Raw genomic sequence first — 20,450 nt, 5'->3', positions numbered from 1 at the left:
ACCTTCACGGCGTGGGGGCGGTGGCGGTGCGTTGGGCTTTCTCGAGGTCGTCGTGGGCTTTTGTGACCAGGGCGAGCATCGCCTGCTCGGCCGCGGCCGGGTCGCCCGCGACGATCGCGTCGAACACCTTCCGGTGGCTGGGCACCGGGTCCTCCGCCGGCGACGCGCTGTGCACCAGCTTGTCGCGCTCGGCCAGCCCGATCGCGATGATCCGTTCCATCCGCATCAGGAAGTTGTTGTGGGTGGCGGTCATCAGCCGCCGGTGGAAGGCGAGATCGGCCTGGACGCTCGCCTCGGGGTCGTCGCCCGCCGCGGCCATGTCGGCCAGCGCCTCCCGCAGTGACTCGATGTCCTCCTCCGACGCGCGCCCGGCGGCGATCCGGGCGGCGGCGGGCTCGACGACCGCTCGGACCTCGCTGAGCTCCTCGAGCAGTCCCGGGTCGTCGGCGGCCGCGGTCTGCCAGCGCATGACGTCGGCGTCGAGCAGGTTCCACTTCTCGCGCGGCTGGACGAACGTGCCGCGCTTCTGCCGGGCGTCGATCATGCCCTTGGCGGCCAGCACCTTCAGCGCTTCACGCAGTGCGGTCAGGCTGATGTCGAGCTCTTGGCGCAGCGCGGGCAGGTCCAGGACGGTGCCGTCGCCCCACTCGTCGGAGAGGATCCGCCTGGCCAGGGTCTCCACGGTCTGGCCGTGCAGCCCGCGTGGCCGGTGTTCGGTCAATGGAGGGCCTCTCAGCTGGCAGTTCGTGACGGCCGCATCCTACGCCGCAAACGAAGTCGTCATGAATTACGGAATCCCGACGCTGCCTTCGTCCTATGTGGACGAAACCGGCAGCACGAACGTCGGTGACCCCGTCGGGTAGTACCGCAGCTCCGCCTCGCCGGACGCGGTCAGCGTGAACGCCGTGATCGCGTCCTCCGACTGTGCGGCCACGTAACAAGTTCCGTCCACCAGTGCGAAGTGCCGCGGGTTCGCTCCGCAGGGCTGGTCGGCCACCGCGGCCGCGTCGTCGAGGGCGAACTCCGTCACGCAGTCGGGCCCGCGGTTCGACACGTACATGCGTGAGCCGGTCAGCTCCAGGTGTGCCACCAGGTTCGGCTCGGAAGGCGGCGAGAACGTCGACGACGTCGTCGACACCACCGAGAAGGCACCCGGCGACGTTTCTCGGACCGTCACCAGCGTCCCGGCCAGCTCGCCGACGACGTACGCCAGGTCCGTGCCCGGCCGCCGCACCAGCTGACGCGGTCCCGTGCCCGGTGGCAGCGAAGACACCGCCAGTGGCGCCAGCCCGCCCGACGACGTCAGCGTGTAGCTGCGGATCTCGTCCGTGCCCAGGTCGACCGCGCTCACGATGGAGGGGCCGGGGACTGCCATGTGGACGTGCGCGGCCTCCTGACGATCCGGGTCCGGGCCGCGGCCGCTGTGCTGGACCAGAGCCGTCCGCGACTCGACTGAACCGGACGCGGACAAGGAGAACACCGCCAGGCTGCCACCGGTGTAGTTGGCGCACAGCAGGAAGCGGCCGTCCGGCGTCACCGCCAGGTGGCACGGGTGCGCGCCGCCCGTCTCGGCCGTCCCCAGCACCGACAACGCGCCGGAAGCATCCCAAGACAGCGCCGTCACGGCCCCGGCAGAGGTCTCGTTCGCCGCGTACAGCACCGGCAACGACGGGTGGCGCACCAGCCACGACGGCGACTCCAGCGGCAGGGAACCGACTTCCTCGAGCGCACCCGAAGGCGACCGCGAGAACGTCGTGATCCCGGTGCCGTTCCCCGCGTCGCCGGTGTAGCACCCGACGAAGACCAGCTCAGCCATGCATGCTCCTCAGCAACGTCTCGATCCGGAGGTCAGCGTGGCACGTGTCCGGGTCGCATACCTTCGGTAGACGGTGGAATCGTAATTTAGTATTTATTGTCGACGGTGGTTCCGGAGAGGGAGACGGCGATGTCCACACGCACGGCGGTGGTGACCGGAGCGGCATCCGGGATCGGCGCTGCGACGGCACGGAGACTGCTCGGCGACGGCTACCGCGTGCTGGGCGTCGACATCGCCGAACTCCCCGACGGCGTCGTCCCGGTCCGCGGCGACGTCCGGGACGACGCGACCTGGGCGGCCATCGGCGAGGTCGACGCCCTGGTCAGCAACGCCTACGTGCCCAGCACCGGGCCGCTGCACGAGATCGGCCGCGCCGAGTGGCAGCGCCAGCTCGACGTCAACCTGACCGGCGCGTACCTCGCCGTCCGGGCCTGCCTGCCGTCGCTGCGGGCCCGGCGCGGCGCGGTCGTGCTGGTCTCGTCGGTGCACGCGCACTTCGGCCTGCCGGGCCACCCCGCGTACGCCGCGAGCAAGGGCGCGCTGGTCGCGCTGGCCCGGCAGCTGGCCGTCGAATACGCCCCCGGCGTGCGGGTCAACTCGGTGCTGCCGGGGCCGGTGCTCACCGAGGCCTGGAACGGCATCGCGCCGGAGGACCGCGAGCGCAGCGCGCGGGCGACGCCGGCCGGCCGGCTCGGGCGGCCGGACGAAGTCGCGAACGTGATCGCGTTCCTGCTCTCGGACGCCGCGTCGTTCGTCACCGGGGCCGAGCTGACCGTCGACGGCGGCTGGTCCGCCGCCAAGGATTCCGCGTAGATGGGGGAGACCGGTGAAGATCACCGCGATTGAGACGTTCCTGGTCGCGCCGCGCTGGCTGTTCCTCAAGCTCAGCACCGACGAGGGGATCAGCGGCTGGGGCGAGCCCGTGGTCGAGGGCCGGGCGGAGACCGTGCGCGCGGCCGTGCAGGAGCTGTCGGAGCTGCTGATCGGCCAGGACCCGCTGCGCATCGAGGACCACTGGCAGGTGCTGCGCCGCGGCGGGTTCTACCGCGGCGGCCCGGTGCTCTCCAGCGCGCTCGCCGGGTTCGACCAGGCGTTGTGGGACATCGCCGGCAAGGTCCGCGACGCGCCGGTGCACGAGCTGCTCGGCGGCCCGGTCCGCGACCGCGTCCGCGTCTACAGCTGGGTCGGCGGCGACCGCCCCGCCGACATCCGCGAAGCCGTGGCCGCGCAGGTCGAAGCGGGCTTCACCGCGGTGAAGATGAACGTCGCCGGCCCGCTGACCGCGATCGCGTCGCCCGCCGAAGTCACCGCCGCCGTGGCGCGCGCGTGGGAGGCGCGGGAGGTGCTCGGCCCGCACCGCGACCTCGCGATCGACTTCCACGGCCGCGTCTCGCCCGCGATGGCGCGCCGGCTGGTCAAGCTGCTCGAAGACGTCCAGCCGATGTTCGTCGAGGAGCCGGTGCTGCCGGAGACGCAGGGCGACGCGCTGCGCGCGGTCGTCGAGGCGTCCACGGTGCCGATCGCGGTCGGCGAGCGGCTCTACTCGCGCTGGGAGTTCAAGCCGGTGCTCGACGCCGGGGTCGCGGTGGTCCAGCCCGACCCGTCGCACGCCGGCGGCATCTCCGAGCTGCGGCGGATCGGCGCGCTGGCCGAAATCTACGGCGCTTCGCTGGCCCCCCACTGCCCGCTCGGGCCGATCTCGCTGGCTGCGTCGCTGCAGGTCGCCTTCGCGACGCCGAACTTCCTGATCCAGGAACAGAGCGTGGGCATGCACTACCACGAGGGCCGGGAGCACGGGTACCTCGTCGATCCGTCGATCTTCGCCTTCCAAGACGGCTACGCGGCCCGTCCGCTCAAGCCCGGCCTCGGCATCGAGGTCGACGAAGCGGCCGTCCGCCGCGCGGACGAGGTGGGCCACACCTGGCGCTCGCCGGTCTGGCGCCACGACGATGGGAGCCTCGCCGAATGGTGAAAGCGCTTCACCGCCGGCGATGGGTTTTCTGAGAACATGCGGCGTGACCTCCACCGCCACCCAACGGCGCAGCCTGACCGCCACGGTCCTCGCGCTGACCATCGCCGCCCTGCTGCCTGCGACCGCGCAGGCGCAGGAGACCCCGTCGCCGGAGTGCCCCGCCAACTTGGACTGCCGGTTCGTGCCGGCGGGGTACGACTGGTCCAGCGCCGACCACAGCGACCCCAACAACTACGGCAACTACGACCCCGCGAACCGGCCGGCCGACGGCCAGAAGATCCAGTACATCGTCATCCACGACACCGAAAGCGCGCCCGGCAGCGGCGTCAGTCCGTACGACCAGGCCATCGCCACCTTTCAGAAGCCCGAAAGCGGTTCCAGCGCGCACTACGTGATCCGTTCGTCCGACGGCCAGGTCACGCAGATGGTGCCGACCGAGGACGTCGCCTGGCACGCCGGCAACTGGACGATGAACGAGCACTCGATCGGCATCGAGCACGAGGGCATCGCGGCCCAGGGCGGTACCTGGTACACCGAGGAGATGTACCGCGCGTCCGCGGACCTGGTGAAGTACCTCGCGGCGAAGTACCACATCCCGCTGGACCGGCAGCACATCATCGGCCACGAAGACGTTTCCCGCGAGCGCACCAAGAACTTCGCGGCGGCGCACTGGGACCCGGGCCCCTACTGGGACTGGGCGCACTACATGGACCTGCTCGGTGCGCCGATCAAGGCCACCGGTTCCGCGGACAGCCAGGTCGTCACGATCAACCCGGACTACGCGACGAACCAGCCGCCGATGACCACCTGCACCGCGGGCACCTGCACGCCGCTGCCGGCGCACGGCGCGAACTTCGTCCACCTGCGCACCGCGCCGGACGAGACCGCGCCGCTGATCACCGACCCCGTGGTGCACCCGGACGGCTCGCCCGGCACGACCGCGATCGACGACTGGAGCGACAAAGCGGTCGCGGGCCGTTCCTACGCACTCGCCGGTGAGCAGGGCGACTGGACGGCGATCTGGTACGGCGGGCAGAAGGCGTGGTTCGCCAACCCCGGCCACCGCGCGACCGTGCCCGGCCGCGGCTTGCTGCTGACCGCTCCCGACGGCGTCGCGTCGGTGCCGCTGTACGGGCGGGCGTTCCCCGAGCAGTCCGAGTACCCGGCCGCGATCCCGTTCGACCCCATCTGGACCGTCGCGCCGATCCCGTGGACGCTGCCCACGGGTCAGAACTACGTGGCGACCGGCAGCTTCCGGGCGGAGAACTACTACGCCCGGTTCGACCCGGCGGGCGTGCCGGCCAACCACACGCTCGTCACCGGCGGCACCACGTACTTCCAGCTCTCCTACAACCACCGGGTCGTGTACGTGAAGGCGTCCGACGTCAAGGCGCTGCCCTACGAGTCCTGACCGGTGCGGTGGCGGCCCGCAACCCGGGCCGCCACCGCGCTGACCTGCGCAGGTAGGGTGAGGTGCGTGACGGACAAGCCCCGTATTCCGAACGTGCTCGCCGCCCGCTACGCCTCGGCGGAGCTGGTCTCGCTCTGGTCGCCGGAGCAGAAGGTCGTCCTGGAGCGGCAGCTCTGGCTCGCCGTCCTCAAGGCGCAGAAGGACCTCGGCGTCGAGGTGCCGGACGGCGTTGTCGAGGCTTACGAGCGCGTCCTCGGGCAGGTCGACCTCGAATCGATCGCCGCTCGCGAGCGCGTCACCCGCCACGACGTCAAGGCGCGGATCGAGGAGTTCAGCGAGCTCGCCGGGCAGGAGCACGTCCACAAGGGCATGACCTCGCGCGACCTCACCGAGAACGTCGAACAGCTGCAGCTGCTCCGTTCCCTCGAACTCGTGCGGACCCGCGTCGCCGCCGTGCTGGCGCGGCTGGCCGCCCTCGCCGTGGAGCACGCCGACACCGTCATGGCCGGGCGCTCGCACAACGTCGCCGCGCAGGCCACCACCCTCGGCAAGCGGTTCGCCACGGCGGCCGACGAGCTGCTGGTCGCCTTCGAGCGGCTCGACAACCTCATCGAGCGGTACCCGCTGCGGGGCATCAAGGGCCCGGTCGGCACCGCGCAGGACATGCTCGACCTGCTCGGCGACGAGTCCACTTTGGACCAGCTGGAAGACCGCGTGATGCAGCACCTCGGCTTCAACCGGCGGTTCGTCAGCGTCGGCCAGGTGTACCCGCGCTCGCTCGACTTCGACGTGCTGTCCGCCGTGGTCCAGCTCGCCGCGGCGCCGTCCAGCCTGGCCAAGACGATCCGGCTGATGGCCGGCCACGAGCTGGTCACCGAGGGCTTCAAGCCCGGCCAGGTGGGCTCGTCCGCCATGCCGCACAAGATGAACACCCGCTCGTGCGAGCGCGTCAACGGTCTCGCCGTCGTGCTGCGCGGCTACCTGTCGATGATCGGCGAGCTGGCCGGCGACCAGTGGAACGAGGGTGACGTCTCCGACTCGGTCGTCCGCCGCGTCGCGCTGCCGGACGCGTTCTTCGCGCTCGACGGCCTGCTGGAGACGTTCCTCACGGTGCTGGCCGAGTTCGGCGCCTTCCCGGCGGTGATCGAACGTGAGCTGGATCGCTACCTGCCGTTCCTCACCACGACGAAGGTGCTGATGGCGTCGGTCCGCGCCGGCGTCGGGCGTGAAACGGCCCACGAAGCGATCAAGGAGCACTCCGTCGCCGTCGCGCTCGAGATGCGCGAAGGCCGCGCCGAGAACGACCTGCTCGACCGGTTCGCCGCCGATGCCCGCATCCCGCTCGACCGCGGTGAGCTGGACAAACTCCTCGCCGACCGGATTTCGTTCACCGGCACGGCCGGGCGGCAGGTCGCGCAGGTGGCCGAGCGCGTCGCGCAGGTCCTCGAGCGGTACCCCGAGGCCGCCGGGTACGTGCCGCAGCCGATCCTGTGAGCTGACGCACCTGTCCACGAAGTGGAACGAATCCACTCGAACGGGCGAAATCCCTAGTCTCGATCGCTGAACCCGGAGCGCCGAGCCGCCCACCCAGCGGCCCGGCGTGCTTCCATCGCGCCTCACGCGCGCTCAACCACGGAAGAAGCGATGAGATCCACGCTGTCGAAAATCGCCGCGGTCGTCACCGCGGGCGCGTTGACGCTGACCCTGGCCGCGTGCGGTGGCTCGAGCACCCCGGCCGCGGGGCAGACCCTGCGCGTCGGGACGCTGAGCGACGCCCCGCCGTCGATCTACCTGGAGAACGGCCGCTTCACCGGCTACGACAACGAGCTGCTGCGCGACATCGCCAAGCGTGAGGGCTTCGAGGTCGAGTTCGTCGGCACGGAGTTCTCCAGCCTGCTGGCCGGCGTCGCGACCGGCAAGTTCGACATCGGCAGCTCGACGATTTCCAGCACCGAGGCGCGCAAGAAGACGGTCGCGTTCTCCAACGGCTACAACACCGGCTTCACCACGGTCGTCACGGCGAAGGGCGCCAACCTCAAGGACGTCGCTGCGCTGGGCGGGAAGCGGCTCGGCGTGGTCCAGGGCTCGGTGCAGGACGAGTTCGCGGGCAAGGTCGCCGGCGCCCAGGTCGTCCGCTTCCCGGACTACAACGCCGGGTTCGCGCAGCTCAAGAACGGCACGCTCGACGGCTGGGTCGTCCCGCAGGACATCGGCCAGAAGTACCTCGACCAGAACCCGGGTGTTCCGCTGGAACTCGGGTACACCGTCGAGGACAAGGACACGCCCTCGGCGTTCGCGGTGGCCAAGAAGAACACGGACCTGCTGAACAAGCTGAACGACGGCCTCGCGAAGGCCGTCGCGGACGGCACGGTCGCCCGCATCTACGCGCAGTTCTACAAGAACACGCCGCTGTCGAAGGAACTCCGGCAGGGCGGCCCCGGCCTCCCGGTGAAGAACGTGGGTGTGTGACGTGAAGAAGCTGATCGTCACCGTGCTGGCCGCCGCCCTCACGCTCACCGCGTGCGGCGGTGGTTCCGGCAGCGCTTCCCCGGCGCTGCGTGTCGGCACCCTCAGCGACGCGCCGCCGAACATCTTCCTGAAGGACGGCAACTACACCGGCTTCGACAACGAGCTGCTCAAGGCCATCGCGGCCAAGCAGAACCTGAAGCTGGAGTTCGCCGCGACCGACTTCTCCGCGCTGCTCGGGCAGGTCGCGTCGGGCCGCTACGACATCGCCAGCTCGGCGATCGCGCAGACCGACGAGCGCAAGAAGACGGTCGACTTCTCGGCGGCCTACGACTTCGAAACGATGAGCATCCAGGCCACGCAGGGCACGCCGGTCACCGATGAGAAAGGCCTGGCCGGCAAGCGCGTCGCCGTCATCCAGGCGACCGTCGGCGACCACTGGCTGACCAGCACGGTGCCCACCGCGCAGGCCGTGCGGTTCCCCGACTACGCCGCCGCGCTGACCGCGTTGAAGAGCGGCGCCGTCGACGCGTACATCCTGGACCAGAGCATCGCCGAGAAGAACGTCACGGACAACCCGGACGCCAAGCTCGTCGTCGTGAAGAGCTTCACCACCGATGTGCCGCACGGCTTCGCGGTGAAGAAGGGCAACACCGAGCTGCTCGGCAAGATCGACGCCGGGCTCAAGCAGGTGATCTCCGACGGGACCTGGCTTAAGCTGCACCAGCAGTTCCTGCCGACCGCTCCGGTGCCGGCCGGGTTCCAGGGTTAGGAGAAGCATGAAGAAGACACTGGTCACGGCGCTCACCGCGACCTTGCTGGCCGCGCTCACGGCGTGCGGCGGCTCGGACAGCGGCGAAGGCAAGACCCTGCGCGTCGGCACGCTGAGCGACTCGAAGCCGAACGCCTACCAGGAGAACGGCAACTACACCGGGTTCGACAACGAGCTCCTGAAGGCCATCGCGGCCAAGGAAGGCCTGAAGCTGGAGTTCGCCGCGACGGAGTTCTCGGCCCTGCTCGGCCAGGTCGCGAACGGCACGTTCGACATCGGCAGCTCGGCGATCTCCCAGACCGACGCCCGCAAGAAGACCGTCGACTTCTCGGCGCCGTACAACTACCAGTCCCTCGGCATCGAAGCCAAGGAGACCGCCGGCATCACCGACGAGAACTCCCTGGCGGGCAAGCGGATCGGCGTCGTCCAGGGCACGGTCTCGGACACCTGGCTCGGCTCGAACGCGCCGACCGCGCAGGCCGTCCGCTTCCCGAACGACGCCGCCGCGCTCAACGCCCTCAAGACCGGCGCGATCGACGGCGCAGTGTTCGACCAGGCCACCGCCGAGGACTACGCGAAGAACAACGCCGACGCGAAGCTCAAGGTGACCAAGGCGATCACGACGACCATCCCGCACGGGTTCGCCTTCAAGAAGGGCAACACGGACCTGATCAACAAGATCAACGACGGCCTGAAGAAGGTCATCGCGGACGGCACGTGGGTCAAGGTGCACGACCAGTTCGAGCCCACCGCACCCGTGCCGGCGGAGTTCAAGGCGGGGCAGTAGTCCACTGTGAACAAGTCAGTAGCGCGAAGCGCTTCCGTTGAGGGTGGGGGTGGGTGACGGGTGGGAGACTTCGTCAACACCTTCCTGGACTGGGACTACATCTCCCAGGTCCTGCCGGACCTGCTGAAGACCGGCCTGCTGAACACGCTCATCCTGTCGGTCTCCTCGGCGCTGATCGGCACCGTGCTCGGCATGCTGCTGGCGGTGATGGGCCTGTCCACCAAGTGGTGGCTGCGCTGGCCCGCCCGGATCTACACCGACGTCTTCCGCGGGCTGCCGGCCATCCTGACGATCCTGCTGATCGGCCAGGGGCTCGGCACGCTCGCGCGGGACGTCGTCGGCACCAACCCGTACCCGATGGGCATCCTGGCGCTGTCCCTGATCGCCGCCGCCTACATCGGCGAGATCTTCCGGTCCGGCATCCAGAGCGTCGACAAGGGACAGCTGGAAGCCAGCCGGGCGCTCGGGATGAGCTACACCAAGTCCATGCTGCTGGTGATCATCCCGCAGGGCGTGCGGCGGGTGCTGCCGGCGCTGGTGAACCAGTTCATCGCGCTGGTCAAGGACTCCAGTCTCGTCTACGTGCTCGGGCTGCTGTCCGGGCAGCGCGAGCTGTTCCGGATCGGCCAGGACCTCGCGGCCAACACCGGCAACCTGTCGCCGCTGGTCGCGGCGGGCGTGTTCTTCCTGGTGATCACCGTGCCGCTGACGCACCTGGTCAACTACATCGACAAGAAGCTCCGGACCGGGCGCAAGGTGCGCGTGGACGACCCGGGCGACGGAGACGAGCTGGACCTGGTCGCCAGCGGGAAGGTCAGCTCGTGACGACGGCGGTGCGTTCGTCCAGTGTGGAACTGCGGGACATCCACGTCAGCTTCGGCACGCTGGAGGTTCTCCGCGGGGTCGACCTCGAGGTGCCGAGCGGGAAGACGACCTGCGTGATCGGGCCGTCCGGTTCGGGCAAGTCGACGCTCCTGCGGTGCGTGAACCGCTTGCAGGAGCCCGATTCCGGCGACTTGCTGCTCGACGGCGAATCGGTGATCAGGTCCGACCCGGACGCGCTGCGCCAGCGCGTCGGCATGGTGTTCCAGCACTTCAACCTCTTCGGCCACCGAAGCGTGCTGGACAACATCGTGCTGCCGCTGCGCAGCGTGAAGAAGCTGAGCAAGGAGGAGGCATCGGCGATCGCCCGGGCTCGCCTGGCGGACGTCGGTCTCGCGGACAAGGCGCCGTACCGGCCGAGTGCGTTGTCCGGCGGCCAGCAGCAGCGCGTCGCGATCGCGCGGGCGCTGGCGATGGACCCCGAGGTGATGCTCTTCGACGAGGCCACCAGCGCGCTCGACCCGGAACTGGTCAAGGGCGTGCTGAAGCTGATGGCGGGGCTGGCTTCGCGGGGGCTCACCCTGATCGTGGTCACCCACGAGATGGGTTTCGCCCGGAGCGTCGCCGACGAGGTGGCGTTCATGGACGCGGGGAAGATCGTGGAGCAGGGCCCGCCGGCGCAGATCTTCGACGAGCCGCAGAGCCCGCGGTTGCAGCGGTTCCTGTCACAGGTGCTCTGAAATGAAGACGCTTCGGCGGCCGCGGCCCGGGTAATCTGCGGAGATGGCGAGAGTCGCTCGGCTGACGTACTACCCGGTCAAGGCCTGCGGCGGCACCGACGTGCCGTCCGCCGAGGTCACCCCGGCCGGGCTGGCGCACGACCGAGTCTTCCAAGTCATCACGCCGGAGGGGGACGTCCTCACCCAGCGGCCGCACCCGGTGCTGGCGTCGGTCCGGCCGCGGGTGCTCGGCGACCGGCTCGCGCTGTCCGCCCCCGGCCGGGAAGACCTCGTCCTCGACATCCGGCGGGACGGCCCGCGGCGCCCGGTGTCGACGTTCACCTGGCACGGCGAAGGCATCCACCAGGGCGCCGAGGCCGCCGAGTGGTTTTCGGACCTGCTCGGCCGGCCGGCGGAGCTGGTCGGCGTCGCGCCCGGCCACGAGCGCGTCACCGGTGGCCGGACCCCGGGCACGGCCGCGTTCGCCGACGGGCACGCGCTGCTCGTGGCCTCCGAGTCCTCGTTGGACACATTGAACGAACGGATCGCCGCCGGCCAGGGCGAACCCGTGCCGATGGACCGCTTCCGCCCCAACATCGTCATCTCCGGCTGGGCCGAACCGCACCGCGAGGACGAAGCCCGCGAGCTGGCCGCGGGCACCGCGAAGTTCGGCTACGCCGAGCGCTGCGTCCGCTGCCAGGTCCCGATGGTCGACCAGGAGACCGGCGAGAAGGCCGGCCCCGAGCCGATCCGCACCCTCGCGACCTACCGGCGTGACCCGCGGGGCGGCGTCGTCTTCGGCATGAAGGCCGCCGTGCTGCGGCCGGGTCAGGTCGCGGTCGGCGACGCGGTGATCGTGCACTCCTGGGCCGGTCCGAGCCCGAGCACGGCCGCCGCGGAACCGCCGTTGACGGCGACGGCGAGCCGTCCCGCCGAATCGGTGTAGAGCACCGACGCGCCGGCGGGCACGTCGGCGAAGGTCCGCCCGAGCACGGTGGTCACCGCGACCCGCTCGCTGTGCACGGAAACCGCGCCGGACAGGCCCGAGAGCTCGAGGTCCGCCGGCGTCGCGGCCAGCTGGACGTTGCCGAAGTGGTCGACCGTCAGCACCTCCGACACCAGCTTCCCGGGGAACGCGGCCACGAACGGCTCCGGCATCGTGACCAGGTCGGCCACCGGGTCGCCGAAGTCGGCCGGTGACACTCCGAGCGCGAGGTGCGCGGCCGCGGGCGCGAAGACGTCCCGCCCGTGGAACGTCGCCGACGTGGCCGGCAGCCGCAGCGACGGCTCCGCCAGCTCGTACGCCGCCCGGACCCCGCCCAGCGCCTGCGCGGCCGGCAGCAGGAGGCCGTTGTCCGGCCCGACCAACAGGCCGTCTCCCGCGACGACGACCACGCCGAGCCGGGCCGTGCCGACCCCCGGGTCGACCACGGCGACGTGCACCGATTCCGGCAGGAAGGGGACCGTCTGGGCCAGCGCCATCGCCCCGTGCCGGATGTTCTGGGGTGGCACTTCGTGGGTCACGTCGATCACCCGCACCGCGGGTGCCAGCCGCGCGATCACGCCGTGGCAGGCCGCCACGAAGCCGTCGCGCAGGCCGTAGTCGGTGGTCACCGAGATCCAGTCGTACGCCATGCCAGCATCATCCATGGTGGCAGAGGGTGCCCGTTAGGGTTCAGCGCGTGACACCCCTCCCCCCGCTCGCCACCGGCAAGGTCCGCGACCTGTACGCCGTGGGCGACGACCACCTGCTGATCGTCGCCTCCGATCGCATCTCCGCCTTCGAGCGCGTCTTCCCCACCTCGGTCCCCGACAAGGGCCGGGTGCTCACCGCGATGAGCGTCTTCTGGTTCCGCGAGCTCGCCGACGTCCTCCCCAACCACCTCGTGACCTGCGACGGGCCGCTCATCCCCGAGTCCGTCCGCGGCCGCGCGCTGCTGGTCGAGCGGCTCGACATGCTGCCGGTGGAGGCGGTCGTCCGCGGCTACCTGACCGGCCGCGGGTACGCGGACTACCGCCGGTCCGGCGCGGTGTGCGGGCTGGCGCTGCCGCCCGGGCTGCCCGAGTCGGCGCGGCTGCCCGAGCCGATCTTCACACCGTCCACCAAGGCGTGTCCCGGCGAAAAGGACGAGAACATCGACTTCGGCACGTGCGTATCGGTGCTGGGCCGCGCGCTCGCCGAAGAGGTCCGGGAGGCGTCGCTGGAGCTGTACCGCCGGGGGGCCGTGCGGGCCGCCGAGCAGGGCGTGCTGCTGGCCGACACGAAGTTCGAGTTCGGCATCGGGGCCGGCGGCGGGCTCGTGCTCGCGGACGAGCTGCTGACGCCGGATTCGGCGCGCTACTGGCTCGCCGAGGGCCACCAGCCCGGCGTCGGCCGGCCGTCGTTCGACAAGCAGCACGTGCGTGACTGGCTGGTCGACCCGGCGTCCGGGTGGGACTGCGTGTCCACGCTGCCGCCGCTGCCACCGGAGGTGGTGACGGCCACGCGCGAGCGCTACCTCGAGGCGTACCACCGCATCACCGGGCTTTCCCTGGCAGACTGGCCGCGTGATCCTGCTGATCTGCGGCAGCCTCCGGGCCGGCTCGGGCAATGCGGCGGTGCTGGGGACCGTCGCGACCCTCACCGCGAGCAAGACGTACACCGGCCTCGGCGAGCTGCCGCACTTCAACCCCGATGACGACCGCGACCCGCTGCACCCCGCGGTCGCCGGCCTGCGCGCCGCGCTCAAGGAGGCGGCCGCGGTCCTGATCTGCACGCCGGAGTACGCGGGCGGGCTGCCGGGCTCGTTCAAGAACCTGCTGGACTGGACCGTGGGCGGCGGCGAGCTGTACGGCAAGCCGGTGGCGTGGATCAACGCGTCGTCGATCGCGGCGCCGACCGGCGGCCGGGACGCGCACGACTCGTTGCGCAAAGTCCTGACCTACGCGGGCGCGCGGATCGTCGAGGAGGCGTGCGCGCGGATCCCGGTCTCGCGGGCGGACGTCGCCGACGGGCAGGTCGCCGATCCTGACCTGCGGGGCCGGATCGCCGTGGCCGTGCAGCGCCTGCGTGAGGGCGTCTGATCCTTCCGGCAACGGACGTTCGCCCGTTCTGCGCCGTTCACGGGAGTTTCAGCCACGTCCCTCCCAATGGAGGCGTGGACGCTCGCTTGCTGGTTTCGCTGTCGGGAACGACCCCGCGCACGCTGCACCGGTGCGCCGACCTCGCGGCCGAGCTCGACCGCCGCAAGGTGCCGTTGTCGGTGCTGTACGCCGCCCGCACCGGCGAAGGCCCGGTGACGGAGTGGGTGCGCACCCGCGCCCGCGGCGGTGATTCCGTGCTGCTGCACGGCTACGACCACACGGTCACGCCCCCGCACCGCGCGGTGTACCTGGGCAAGAAGGCGGAGTTCGCGACCTTGCCCGCGCACGAGGCGCGGCTGCGGCTGATCGCCGCGAAGGCCGCACTGGACAACGCCGGTCTCGTGGTCGACGGCTTCGCGCCGCCGCGGTGGATCGTGTCCCGTGGCACGCTGCAGGCACTGGCCGAGCACGGCTTCCGGCTGTGCGCGGACCTCGGCGCGGTGCGGGACCTCGTCACCGGCGAAGTGCGCCGGGCGCGGGTCCAGGAGTTCACGAGCCAGTCGCACCGCACGGAGACGGTCCGCTGCTTCGCGCTGGTGCTGGCGGCGGCGCGGTCGGCTCGCCGGGGCGGGCTGGTCCGGCTGGCGGTGGATGCCACGAACCTCACCCGGCCCGGCCTCCGCCAGGCCCTGCTCGACGCGGTGGACGTCGCGCTCGAGAACCACGCGTCCGGAGCGACCTACGGTTCGCTGCGCGCCGTGGCGGCCTGACGCTTCGCGGGTTTGCGGCGTTCGAGCAGCCAGTCCGTGACCAGGAGCAGCAACAGCGGGCTGAGCCACACCCCGATGCTGGCCGCGCTGTAGCGCATGAGTTCGTCGCTGCCGCCGAAGGTCGTGCTCACTTCGGGCGTGAGCGCGATCGTGGCGACGACGTTGACGACCCGGCTCAGCACGATCGACATGCTGAGCGCGAAGCTCCGTGACATCCACTTGCGGTGTTCGCCGTACCGGCGCTGCCGGGCCGCCCGCAGGCCGGCGATCGTGACCGTGAGCCACAGGGCCGAACCCACGAGGTTGGCCACCCGCACCGACGGGCCGGCCGCGGTGTGCCAGCCGATGTACAGCCCGAGCAAGCCGGCGGGAAGTGCACCGCAGAAGACGTAGATCCGGCCGGTGATCCGGTGCCCGCGCCGGTAGCGGGCGCGGAACGCGGGCCAGATCTGGAAGCAGGCGGTCACCATCGCGACCGTGCCGAACAGGACGTGCGCGACGAGCGCGGGGTAGTAGCCCGGGGTGGGCTCCGGCGGTCTCAAGCGGGACTGGGCCGGGTCGAAGGTCAGGTACGGCGGCACGGAGAAGGCCAGGAAGGCCGCGGCCACCAGCAGCAGCGGCACGATCCAAGGACGGCGCCACCAAGAAACTGTGTATGTCATACACCCGAGTGTATGTCATAAACAGTTTTAGGATGGACGGATGGTGACGCAAGACAGCACGGGTGCCGATCTGGAGCGCAGCCTCGAATTGCTCTGGGCGGGGCGGTCGAGGGGACGGCGCGGACCCCGGCCGCAGCTCACCGTGGCGCAGATCGCGGACGCCGCCGTCCGGATCGCGGACGCGGACGGCCTGGCGGCCCTGTCGATGCAGCGGATCGCCGCTGAACTCGGCTACTCGACGATGGCGATCTACAAGCACATCCCGAGCAAGGACCTGCTGCTGGAGGTGGCGGCGGATGTCGGGGCCGGAAGGCCCCCGGAGCTCGACGGTGACTTCCGGCAGGCGATCCGGGCGTGGGCGGGCGCGCTGTGGGCGGGCTTCCAGGCCCGGCCGTGGATCCTGCGCGTCCCGCTCGACCACACGCCGCTCGGTCCCAACCAGCTCGCCTGGCTCGACCGCCTGCTGCGCCCCCTGCTCGCGGCCGGACTGGCGGGCGCCGAGGCCCGGGCGGCGGCGCTGCACCTGACCGCGGTCGTCCGCGGCACAGCTCAGATCAGCCTCGACATGGCCGGCCCACGCAGCGACGGCGAGCTGGCGCGGGCACTCGCCGGCGTCCTGGACCCGAAGGAATACCCGGCGCTGACGGCGGTCCACGAGGCCGAAGCCGCCGGCGGCCCCGGGTACGAACAGAAAGGGCTACCGGCGGAACTCGGGTTCGGCGTGGACCGCTTCCTCGACGGCCTCGAGGCGTGGGTGTCTAGAACTTCGCCGGTTCGCCCCGGTCGAGCACCTTGACCTCGGTGCCTTCGGGCGCGAGGTTGCCGAACAGGCCGTAGTGCATGGCCGGGTTGGCGAGCACGGCTTCGTGGATGGGCACGGCGACCCGCGGCGCGACGGCCCGCAGGTAGTCGACGGCCTCCCCGGCCTTGAGCCACGGCGCCCCGGTGGGCAGCCCCAGTACGTCGATCTTCTGTTCGGGCACGAAGAACGAGTCGCCGGGGTGGAAGAAGGCACCGTCGTCGAAGACGTACCCGATGTTCGGGATGACGGGGAGGTCGGCGTGGATGACGGCGTGCTGGCCGCCGACCGCCTTGACCGAGGTGTCCCCGATCGCGAAGGCGGCCCCGACGTCGGCGACCTCGAATTCCAGGCCCAGCTTTTCGACTTCGGGAGCCGACCCGGGATCGACGATCAGCTTGGCGGCCGGGTTGGCTTCGAGGACCTTGGGCAGCCGCTCGACGTCGAGGTGGTCGAAGTGCTGGTGCGTGATCAGCACGGCGGACAGTTCCCGCTCACCCTCGAAGCCGGTGGAGAAGGTGCCGGGGTCGATCAGGATCCGCTCGGAGCCGGTCTCCAGCAACAGGCAGGCGTGTCCGAAATGGACGATACGCATCGATGGTTCTCCTTCACGGGTGGTCGATTCCAGCCTAGTCCCGCTCAGAGCTTCCCGGTGAGCAACGCGTCGCCCAGCTCCGTCCGCCGGTAGAGCACGCGGTGCCCACGGCGCTCCGAAGCCAGCAGCCCGGCCCCCCGCAACGCCGTGAGGTGCGCCGAAACCGTCGCCGGCGCCAGCTCGTGCCGCCGGGCCAGCTCGGTCGTCGCCGCCGGCCGGTCGAGGGTGGCCAGCAGCAGCGCCCGGGTCCGGCCGAGCACCTCCGCCAGCGGTTCGGGCGGCCGGGACGCCGAAGCCCACAGCGAAGCGACTCCGCGGGCCGGGTACAGCAGCGAGATCTGCCACGGCGGCACCGTCACCACGCCGACGTTCGGCCACGCGAACACCGCCGGGATCAGCAGCAGCCCGCGCGAATCGATCTCCAGCCGTTCGCGCGCCCGGACGTCCACCAGGACCGACGTGTCCGACAGGCGCACGCGCGGGTGCAGCCCGGCCAGCATCGACGCGATCCCGCCGGAACCCAGCTGCCGCGTCCGGAACGCGATGTCCGCCGCCAGCAGTTCGCGCAGGCGGGGCCACTCCGGCGCGAGCAGGGTTTCCCACACCGTCTCGAGCTGGTCGGCCAGCAGGTCGCGTGCGGTCGCCGGGTCGTGCGGCAGCAGCGAAAGGTCGGCGTCGACCATCGCCAGCTCCAGCGCCACCTGGTGCGGCGGTGTCGCCCGGACCGCGCGCAGCTGCGCCTCCGGCGTCGTTTCCGGACCGTCGGGCGGCGGGCTCAGGAATTCGGTGATGTAGTGCCGCGCGCTCAGGACCGCGGCCAGCTCGGGGACGTCGAGGACGGGCGCGTCGGACACCCACGGCAGGTGTGCCGGGTGCCCGCGGACGCCGAGCAGCGTCTGGACGGCGCCCAGCACCTCCTCCAGCGGCGAGATCGCGAAGCGGACGCGCTGGCTCCCGGCCGCGGTCAGCGCCAGTTCGATCATTGGTGATTCGTCCTCACCCGAATCAGTGTGCCGCAGGAGGGGGCCGAGCGAAGGTTCCCGCATGTCGTTGTTCACCCATCGCGCCTACTGGCGCTGGTCGGCGGGCGTCCAGTTCGCCCGGCTCCCGGCGACCATGGCGCCGCTCGCGTTCACCCTGCTGACCACCGCGACGACCGGTTCCTACCGGCTCGGCGGCGTGCTGGTGTCGGTCTACGTCGCCGCCGAGATGGTGGGCGCGGTGCCGGTCGGGCGCCTGCTGGACCGCATCGGCCCCGCGCGTGGTCTGCCCGCGCTGCTCGTGCTCACCGCGGCCGGGTTCGGCGTCCTGGCCGTGGCCGCCGCGGCGGGCGCGCCCACGGGCGTCCTGCTCGCGGCCGTCCTGCTGCCCGGCATCGCGGGCGGGGCGTTGTCGGGCGGTTTCCGGACGCTGCTGGCCGACACGGTGGACGACGAACTGCTGCCCCGCGCGCTCTCCGTCGACGCGATGCTCCTCGAAGGCGTGCTGATCGGCGGCCCGGCGCTGGTCGCGCTGCTCGACCTCGCCGGCACGTTCGTCCCGGTCGCCGCCATGGCCGTCGCCTGCGTGGCCGCGGCCTTGCTCGCGCCGCGCCGCTCGGGTGCACACGAACGGACGGAATCCGGCGACGACGGCCCGCCCGCGCGGCTCGTGGCCTACCTGCCGTGGCTGTGCTGCGCGTTCACCGTCGGGCTGCTGCTGTCGACGATCGAGGTCGCCCCGCTGCCGCTGGTCGAACGTCTCGGCGCGCCCGGGACCGCGGCGCCGGTGGTGATCGCCGTGCTGAGCGGGGCGAGCATCGCGGGCAGTGCGCTCTACGCGTGGCGGGGGAAGACCGGCGACCCGCGGCTGTTCCTCGCCGGGTTCGTCGTCGGCGGGCTCCTGCTCGCCGCCGACCTCGGCTGGCCGGGGTTGATCGGGTCGGTGGCCGTGATCGGCGGCTGCACCGGGCCGCTGGTGGCCGCGACGTCGGTCAACCTGCAGCGTCTGCTGCCGAAGAACCGCAGGTCAGCAGGGTTTTCGCTGAGCTTCACCGTGCAGGCGTGTGGCTTCGGGCTCGGCTCGCTGGCGGTCGGCGTGCTGCCGTTGTGGCTCGCCCCGCTGTTCGGTGTCTTTGCCGCGGCGATCGCCGGTGGAATGCTGGTGGTGAAGCCCGCACGAGCTATTGGCACGGTGTCAGTAACGTCGTAACCTGGGCTGAACCTCGACCTACGGGAGACGCCGATGACTGCCGTCCAGCCGAAGCCCACGTCGGTCGGCGAGACCTTCGACTCGCTCAGCCCGGCGACCGACGAGGTGGTCGGAACCTACCCCGTGCACAGCGCCGAAGACGTGCAGGCCGCCGTCGCGCGGGCGCGTGTCGCGGCGGGGTGGTGGGCGGACCTGGGCTTCGCCGGGCGCGCCGAGCGGCTCAAGCGCTGGAAGGGCGTGCTGACGCGGCGGCTGCCGCAGCTGTGCCAGGTGGTCCGCGACGAGACCGGCAAGCCGATCGCCGACGCGCAGCTCGAGAGCATCCTGGCCATCGAGCACATCGCCTGGGCGGGCAAGCACGCGAAGAAGATCCTCGGCAAGCAGAAGCGCTCGGCCGGGCTGCTGATGTCCAACCAGGCGGCGACCGTCGAGTACCAGCCGCTGGGCGTGGTCGGCGTGATCGGCCCGTGGAACTACCCGGTGTTCACGCCACTCGGTTCGATCGCGTACGCGCTCGCGGCGGGCAACGCCGTGGTGTTCAAGCCCAGCGAGTACACACCCGGCGTCGGGAAGTGGCTGGTCGACGCGTTCGCCGAGATCGTGCCGGAACAGCCGGTGCTGCAGCTGATCACGGGCTTCGGCGAGACGGGCGCGGCGCTGGTCGGCGCGGGCGTGGACAAGATCGCCTTCACCGGCTCGACCGGCACCGGCAAGCGCATCATGGCCGCGGCCGCCGAGACGCTGACGCCGGTCGTCATCGAAGCGGGCGGCAAGGACCCGGTGCTCGTCGACGCGGACGCCGACCTCGACGCCGCCGCGGACGCCACGGTGTGGGGCGCGTTCTCCAACTCCGGCCAGACCTGCATCGGCGTCGAGCGGGTGTACGTCCACGAGAAGGTCCACGACGAGTTCGTCGCGAAGGTCGTCGAGAAGGCGAAGGACGTGCGCGCGGGCTCGGACGAGGCGGCCCAGTACGGCCCGGTGACGATGCCGTCCCAGCTGGCGGTGATCAAGCGCCACATCCACGACGCGCTGGCCCGCGGCGGCAAGGCGGTCCTCGGCGGCGAGGACGCGGTCGGTGACCGGTACGCGCAGCCGACGGTGCTCGTGGACGTCCCGGAGGACTCCGAGGCGGTCAAGGAGGAGACGTTCGGCCCGACGGTGACGATCGCCAAGGTCCGCGACATGGACGAAGCGGTCGAGCGCGCGAACAACACGAAGTACGGCCTGGGTTCGACGGTGTTTTCGAAGTCCCGCGGCGTGGAGCTGGCGGAGAAGCTGCGCACGGGCATGACGGCGATCAACGCACCGCTGTCGTTCGCGGGCATCGCATCGTTGCCCTTCGGCGGCGTCGGCGACTCGGGTTTCGGCCGCATCCACGGCCCGGAGGGCCTGCGCGAGTTCGCCCGCACGAAGGCAATCGCCCGCCAGCGCTTCACGGCCCCGTTGACGTTGACCTCGTTCACCCGCAAGGAATCGACGGACGCCCTGGTGGCCAAGCTGGTGACCATCCTCCACGGCAAGCGCTGATCGGCCCGGGGCTGTGGACAACCGACGTCCGCAGCCCCGGAACTGTCGGTGCGCGCCGGTAAACTGGAGACCGGGG

Annotated in this window: 22 protein-coding genes; 16 read left to right on the top strand and 6 right to left on the bottom strand. The window is 71.1% G+C overall.

Annotated features, from left to right (window positions below; translation table 11 throughout):
• Positions 1-4: 4 nt before the first annotated feature.
• Entirely contained in the window at positions 5-721 is a 717-nt protein-coding gene (locus AB0M80_RS13680) for a FadR/GntR family transcriptional regulator (RefSeq protein ID WP_364563369.1), read from the bottom strand.
• A 93-nt stretch (positions 722-814) separates the two neighbouring features.
• On the bottom strand, positions 815-1,816 hold the full coding sequence (locus tag AB0M80_RS13675) for a beta-propeller fold lactonase family protein (protein WP_364563367.1): 1,002 nt from the start codon (positions 1,814-1,816) through the stop codon (positions 815-817).
• A gap of 129 nt (positions 1,817-1,945) precedes the next feature.
• Between AB0M80_RS13675 and AB0M80_RS13670 the strand changes: the two genes are divergently transcribed.
• From AB0M80_RS13670 to AB0M80_RS13625, 10 genes are all read left to right on the top strand, one after another.
• On the top strand, positions 1,946-2,629 hold the full coding sequence (locus AB0M80_RS13670) for an SDR family oxidoreductase (RefSeq protein ID WP_364563364.1): 684 nt from the start codon (positions 1,946-1,948) through the stop codon (positions 2,627-2,629).
• Between the two features lie 13 nt (positions 2,630-2,642).
• A complete protein-coding gene (dgoD, locus tag AB0M80_RS13665) occupies positions 2,643-3,788 on the top strand; it encodes a galactonate dehydratase (RefSeq protein WP_364563362.1) in 1,146 nt (381 codons plus the stop codon).
• A gap of 43 nt (positions 3,789-3,831) precedes the next feature.
• Complete coding sequence (locus AB0M80_RS13660) at positions 3,832-5,199, top strand: peptidoglycan recognition family protein (protein WP_364563359.1); 1,368 nt, start codon at positions 3,832-3,834, stop codon at positions 5,197-5,199.
• 66 nt (positions 5,200-5,265) lie between these two features.
• Entirely contained in the window at positions 5,266-6,693 is a 1,428-nt protein-coding gene (purB, locus tag AB0M80_RS13655; RefSeq protein WP_364563357.1) for an adenylosuccinate lyase, read from the top strand.
• A gap of 150 nt (positions 6,694-6,843) precedes the next feature.
• The gene (locus AB0M80_RS13650; protein WP_364563354.1) at positions 6,844-7,668 is read left to right on the top strand and encodes an ABC transporter substrate-binding protein; all 825 of its coding nucleotides are present in this window, start codon (positions 6,844-6,846) and stop codon (positions 7,666-7,668) included.
• Position 7,669: 1 nt separating this feature from the next.
• Positions 7,670-8,437 (top strand): ABC transporter substrate-binding protein, encoded by a 768-nt coding sequence (locus AB0M80_RS13645; protein WP_364563351.1) that lies wholly within the window; start codon positions 7,670-7,672, stop codon positions 8,435-8,437.
• A 7-nt stretch (positions 8,438-8,444) separates the two neighbouring features.
• Positions 8,445-9,224 carry an ABC transporter substrate-binding protein gene (locus tag AB0M80_RS13640; RefSeq protein ID WP_364563348.1) on the top strand — a complete coding sequence of 260 codons (780 nt, stop codon included), beginning with the start codon at positions 8,445-8,447 and terminating at the stop codon, positions 9,222-9,224.
• A gap of 60 nt (positions 9,225-9,284) precedes the next feature.
• Entirely contained in the window at positions 9,285-10,049 is a 765-nt protein-coding gene (locus AB0M80_RS13635; protein WP_364563345.1) for an amino acid ABC transporter permease, read from the top strand.
• A complete protein-coding gene (locus AB0M80_RS13630) occupies positions 10,046-10,786 on the top strand; it encodes an amino acid ABC transporter ATP-binding protein (protein ID WP_364563342.1) in 741 nt (246 codons plus the stop codon). The genes AB0M80_RS13635 and AB0M80_RS13630 overlap by 4 nt, the downstream gene beginning before the upstream one ends.
• Positions 10,787-10,829: 43 nt before the next feature.
• On the top strand, positions 10,830-11,711 hold the full coding sequence (locus AB0M80_RS13625) for an MOSC N-terminal beta barrel domain-containing protein (RefSeq protein WP_364563339.1): 882 nt from the start codon (positions 10,830-10,832) through the stop codon (positions 11,709-11,711).
• Here AB0M80_RS13625 and AB0M80_RS13620 read toward each other — a convergent pair.
• Positions 11,594-12,400, bottom strand: a complete 807-nt coding sequence (locus tag AB0M80_RS13620; protein ID WP_364563682.1) for an SAM-dependent chlorinase/fluorinase — start codon at positions 12,398-12,400, stop codon at positions 11,594-11,596. The two genes, AB0M80_RS13625 and AB0M80_RS13620, sit on opposite strands and share 118 nt — an antisense overlap.
• A gap of 47 nt (positions 12,401-12,447) precedes the next feature.
• Here AB0M80_RS13620 and AB0M80_RS13615 point away from each other — a divergent pair, with 47 nt between their 5' ends.
• From AB0M80_RS13615 to AB0M80_RS13605, 3 genes are all read left to right on the top strand, one after another.
• Positions 12,448-13,443: a phosphoribosylaminoimidazolesuccinocarboxamide synthase gene (locus tag AB0M80_RS13615; RefSeq protein ID WP_364563337.1), complete on the top strand. Its 996-nt coding sequence runs from the start codon at positions 12,448-12,450 to the stop codon at positions 13,441-13,443.
• The gene (locus AB0M80_RS13610; protein WP_364563334.1) at positions 13,364-13,828 is read left to right on the top strand and encodes an NADPH-dependent FMN reductase; all 465 of its coding nucleotides are present in this window, start codon (positions 13,364-13,366) and stop codon (positions 13,826-13,828) included. The genes AB0M80_RS13615 and AB0M80_RS13610 overlap by 80 nt, the downstream gene beginning before the upstream one ends.
• Before the next feature lie 74 nt (positions 13,829-13,902).
• Positions 13,903-14,598 carry a DUF2334 domain-containing protein gene (locus AB0M80_RS13605; RefSeq protein ID WP_364563331.1) on the top strand — a complete coding sequence of 232 codons (696 nt, stop codon included), beginning with the start codon at positions 13,903-13,905 and terminating at the stop codon, positions 14,596-14,598.
• Here AB0M80_RS13605 and AB0M80_RS13600 read toward each other — a convergent pair.
• Positions 14,568-15,260: a DUF2306 domain-containing protein gene (locus AB0M80_RS13600; RefSeq protein ID WP_364563328.1), complete on the bottom strand. Its 693-nt coding sequence runs from the start codon at positions 15,258-15,260 to the stop codon at positions 14,568-14,570. The genes AB0M80_RS13605 and AB0M80_RS13600 overlap by 31 nt on opposite strands.
• A gap of 40 nt (positions 15,261-15,300) precedes the next feature.
• Between AB0M80_RS13600 and AB0M80_RS13595 the strand changes: the two genes are divergently transcribed.
• The gene (locus AB0M80_RS13595; protein ID WP_364563325.1) at positions 15,301-16,056 is read left to right on the top strand and encodes a helix-turn-helix domain-containing protein; all 756 of its coding nucleotides are present in this window, start codon (positions 15,301-15,303) and stop codon (positions 16,054-16,056) included.
• On the opposite strand, the gene AB0M80_RS13590 is transcribed toward AB0M80_RS13595, so the two are convergent.
• A complete protein-coding gene (locus AB0M80_RS13590) occupies positions 16,019-16,654 on the bottom strand; it encodes an MBL fold metallo-hydrolase (RefSeq protein ID WP_364563322.1) in 636 nt (211 codons plus the stop codon). The two genes, AB0M80_RS13595 and AB0M80_RS13590, sit on opposite strands and share 38 nt — an antisense overlap.
• 44 nt (positions 16,655-16,698) lie before the next feature.
• Positions 16,699-17,637, bottom strand: a complete 939-nt coding sequence (locus tag AB0M80_RS13585; protein ID WP_364563319.1) for a DUF5937 family protein — start codon at positions 17,635-17,637, stop codon at positions 16,699-16,701.
• Between the two features lie 61 nt (positions 17,638-17,698).
• Here AB0M80_RS13585 and AB0M80_RS13580 point away from each other — a divergent pair, with 61 nt between their 5' ends.
• Both AB0M80_RS13580 and AB0M80_RS13575 read left to right on the top strand, forming a co-directional pair.
• On the top strand, positions 17,699-18,844 hold the full coding sequence (locus AB0M80_RS13580; protein WP_364563316.1) for an MFS transporter: 1,146 nt from the start codon (positions 17,699-17,701) through the stop codon (positions 18,842-18,844).
• 33 nt (positions 18,845-18,877) lie between these two features.
• Positions 18,878-20,374, top strand: a complete 1,497-nt coding sequence (locus AB0M80_RS13575) for an aldehyde dehydrogenase family protein (protein WP_364563313.1) — start codon at positions 18,878-18,880, stop codon at positions 20,372-20,374.
• Positions 20,375-20,450 lie beyond the last annotated feature (76 nt).

Origin of the sequence: Amycolatopsis sp. NPDC051045 (assembly GCF_040682955.1) — a bacterium.
In the GTDB taxonomy this organism is placed as follows: domain Bacteria; phylum Actinomycetota; class Actinomycetes; order Mycobacteriales; family Pseudonocardiaceae; genus Amycolatopsis.
The sequence above is the reverse complement of the archived record's forward strand: the minus strand, read 5'-3'. Positions and strand labels throughout refer to the sequence as shown.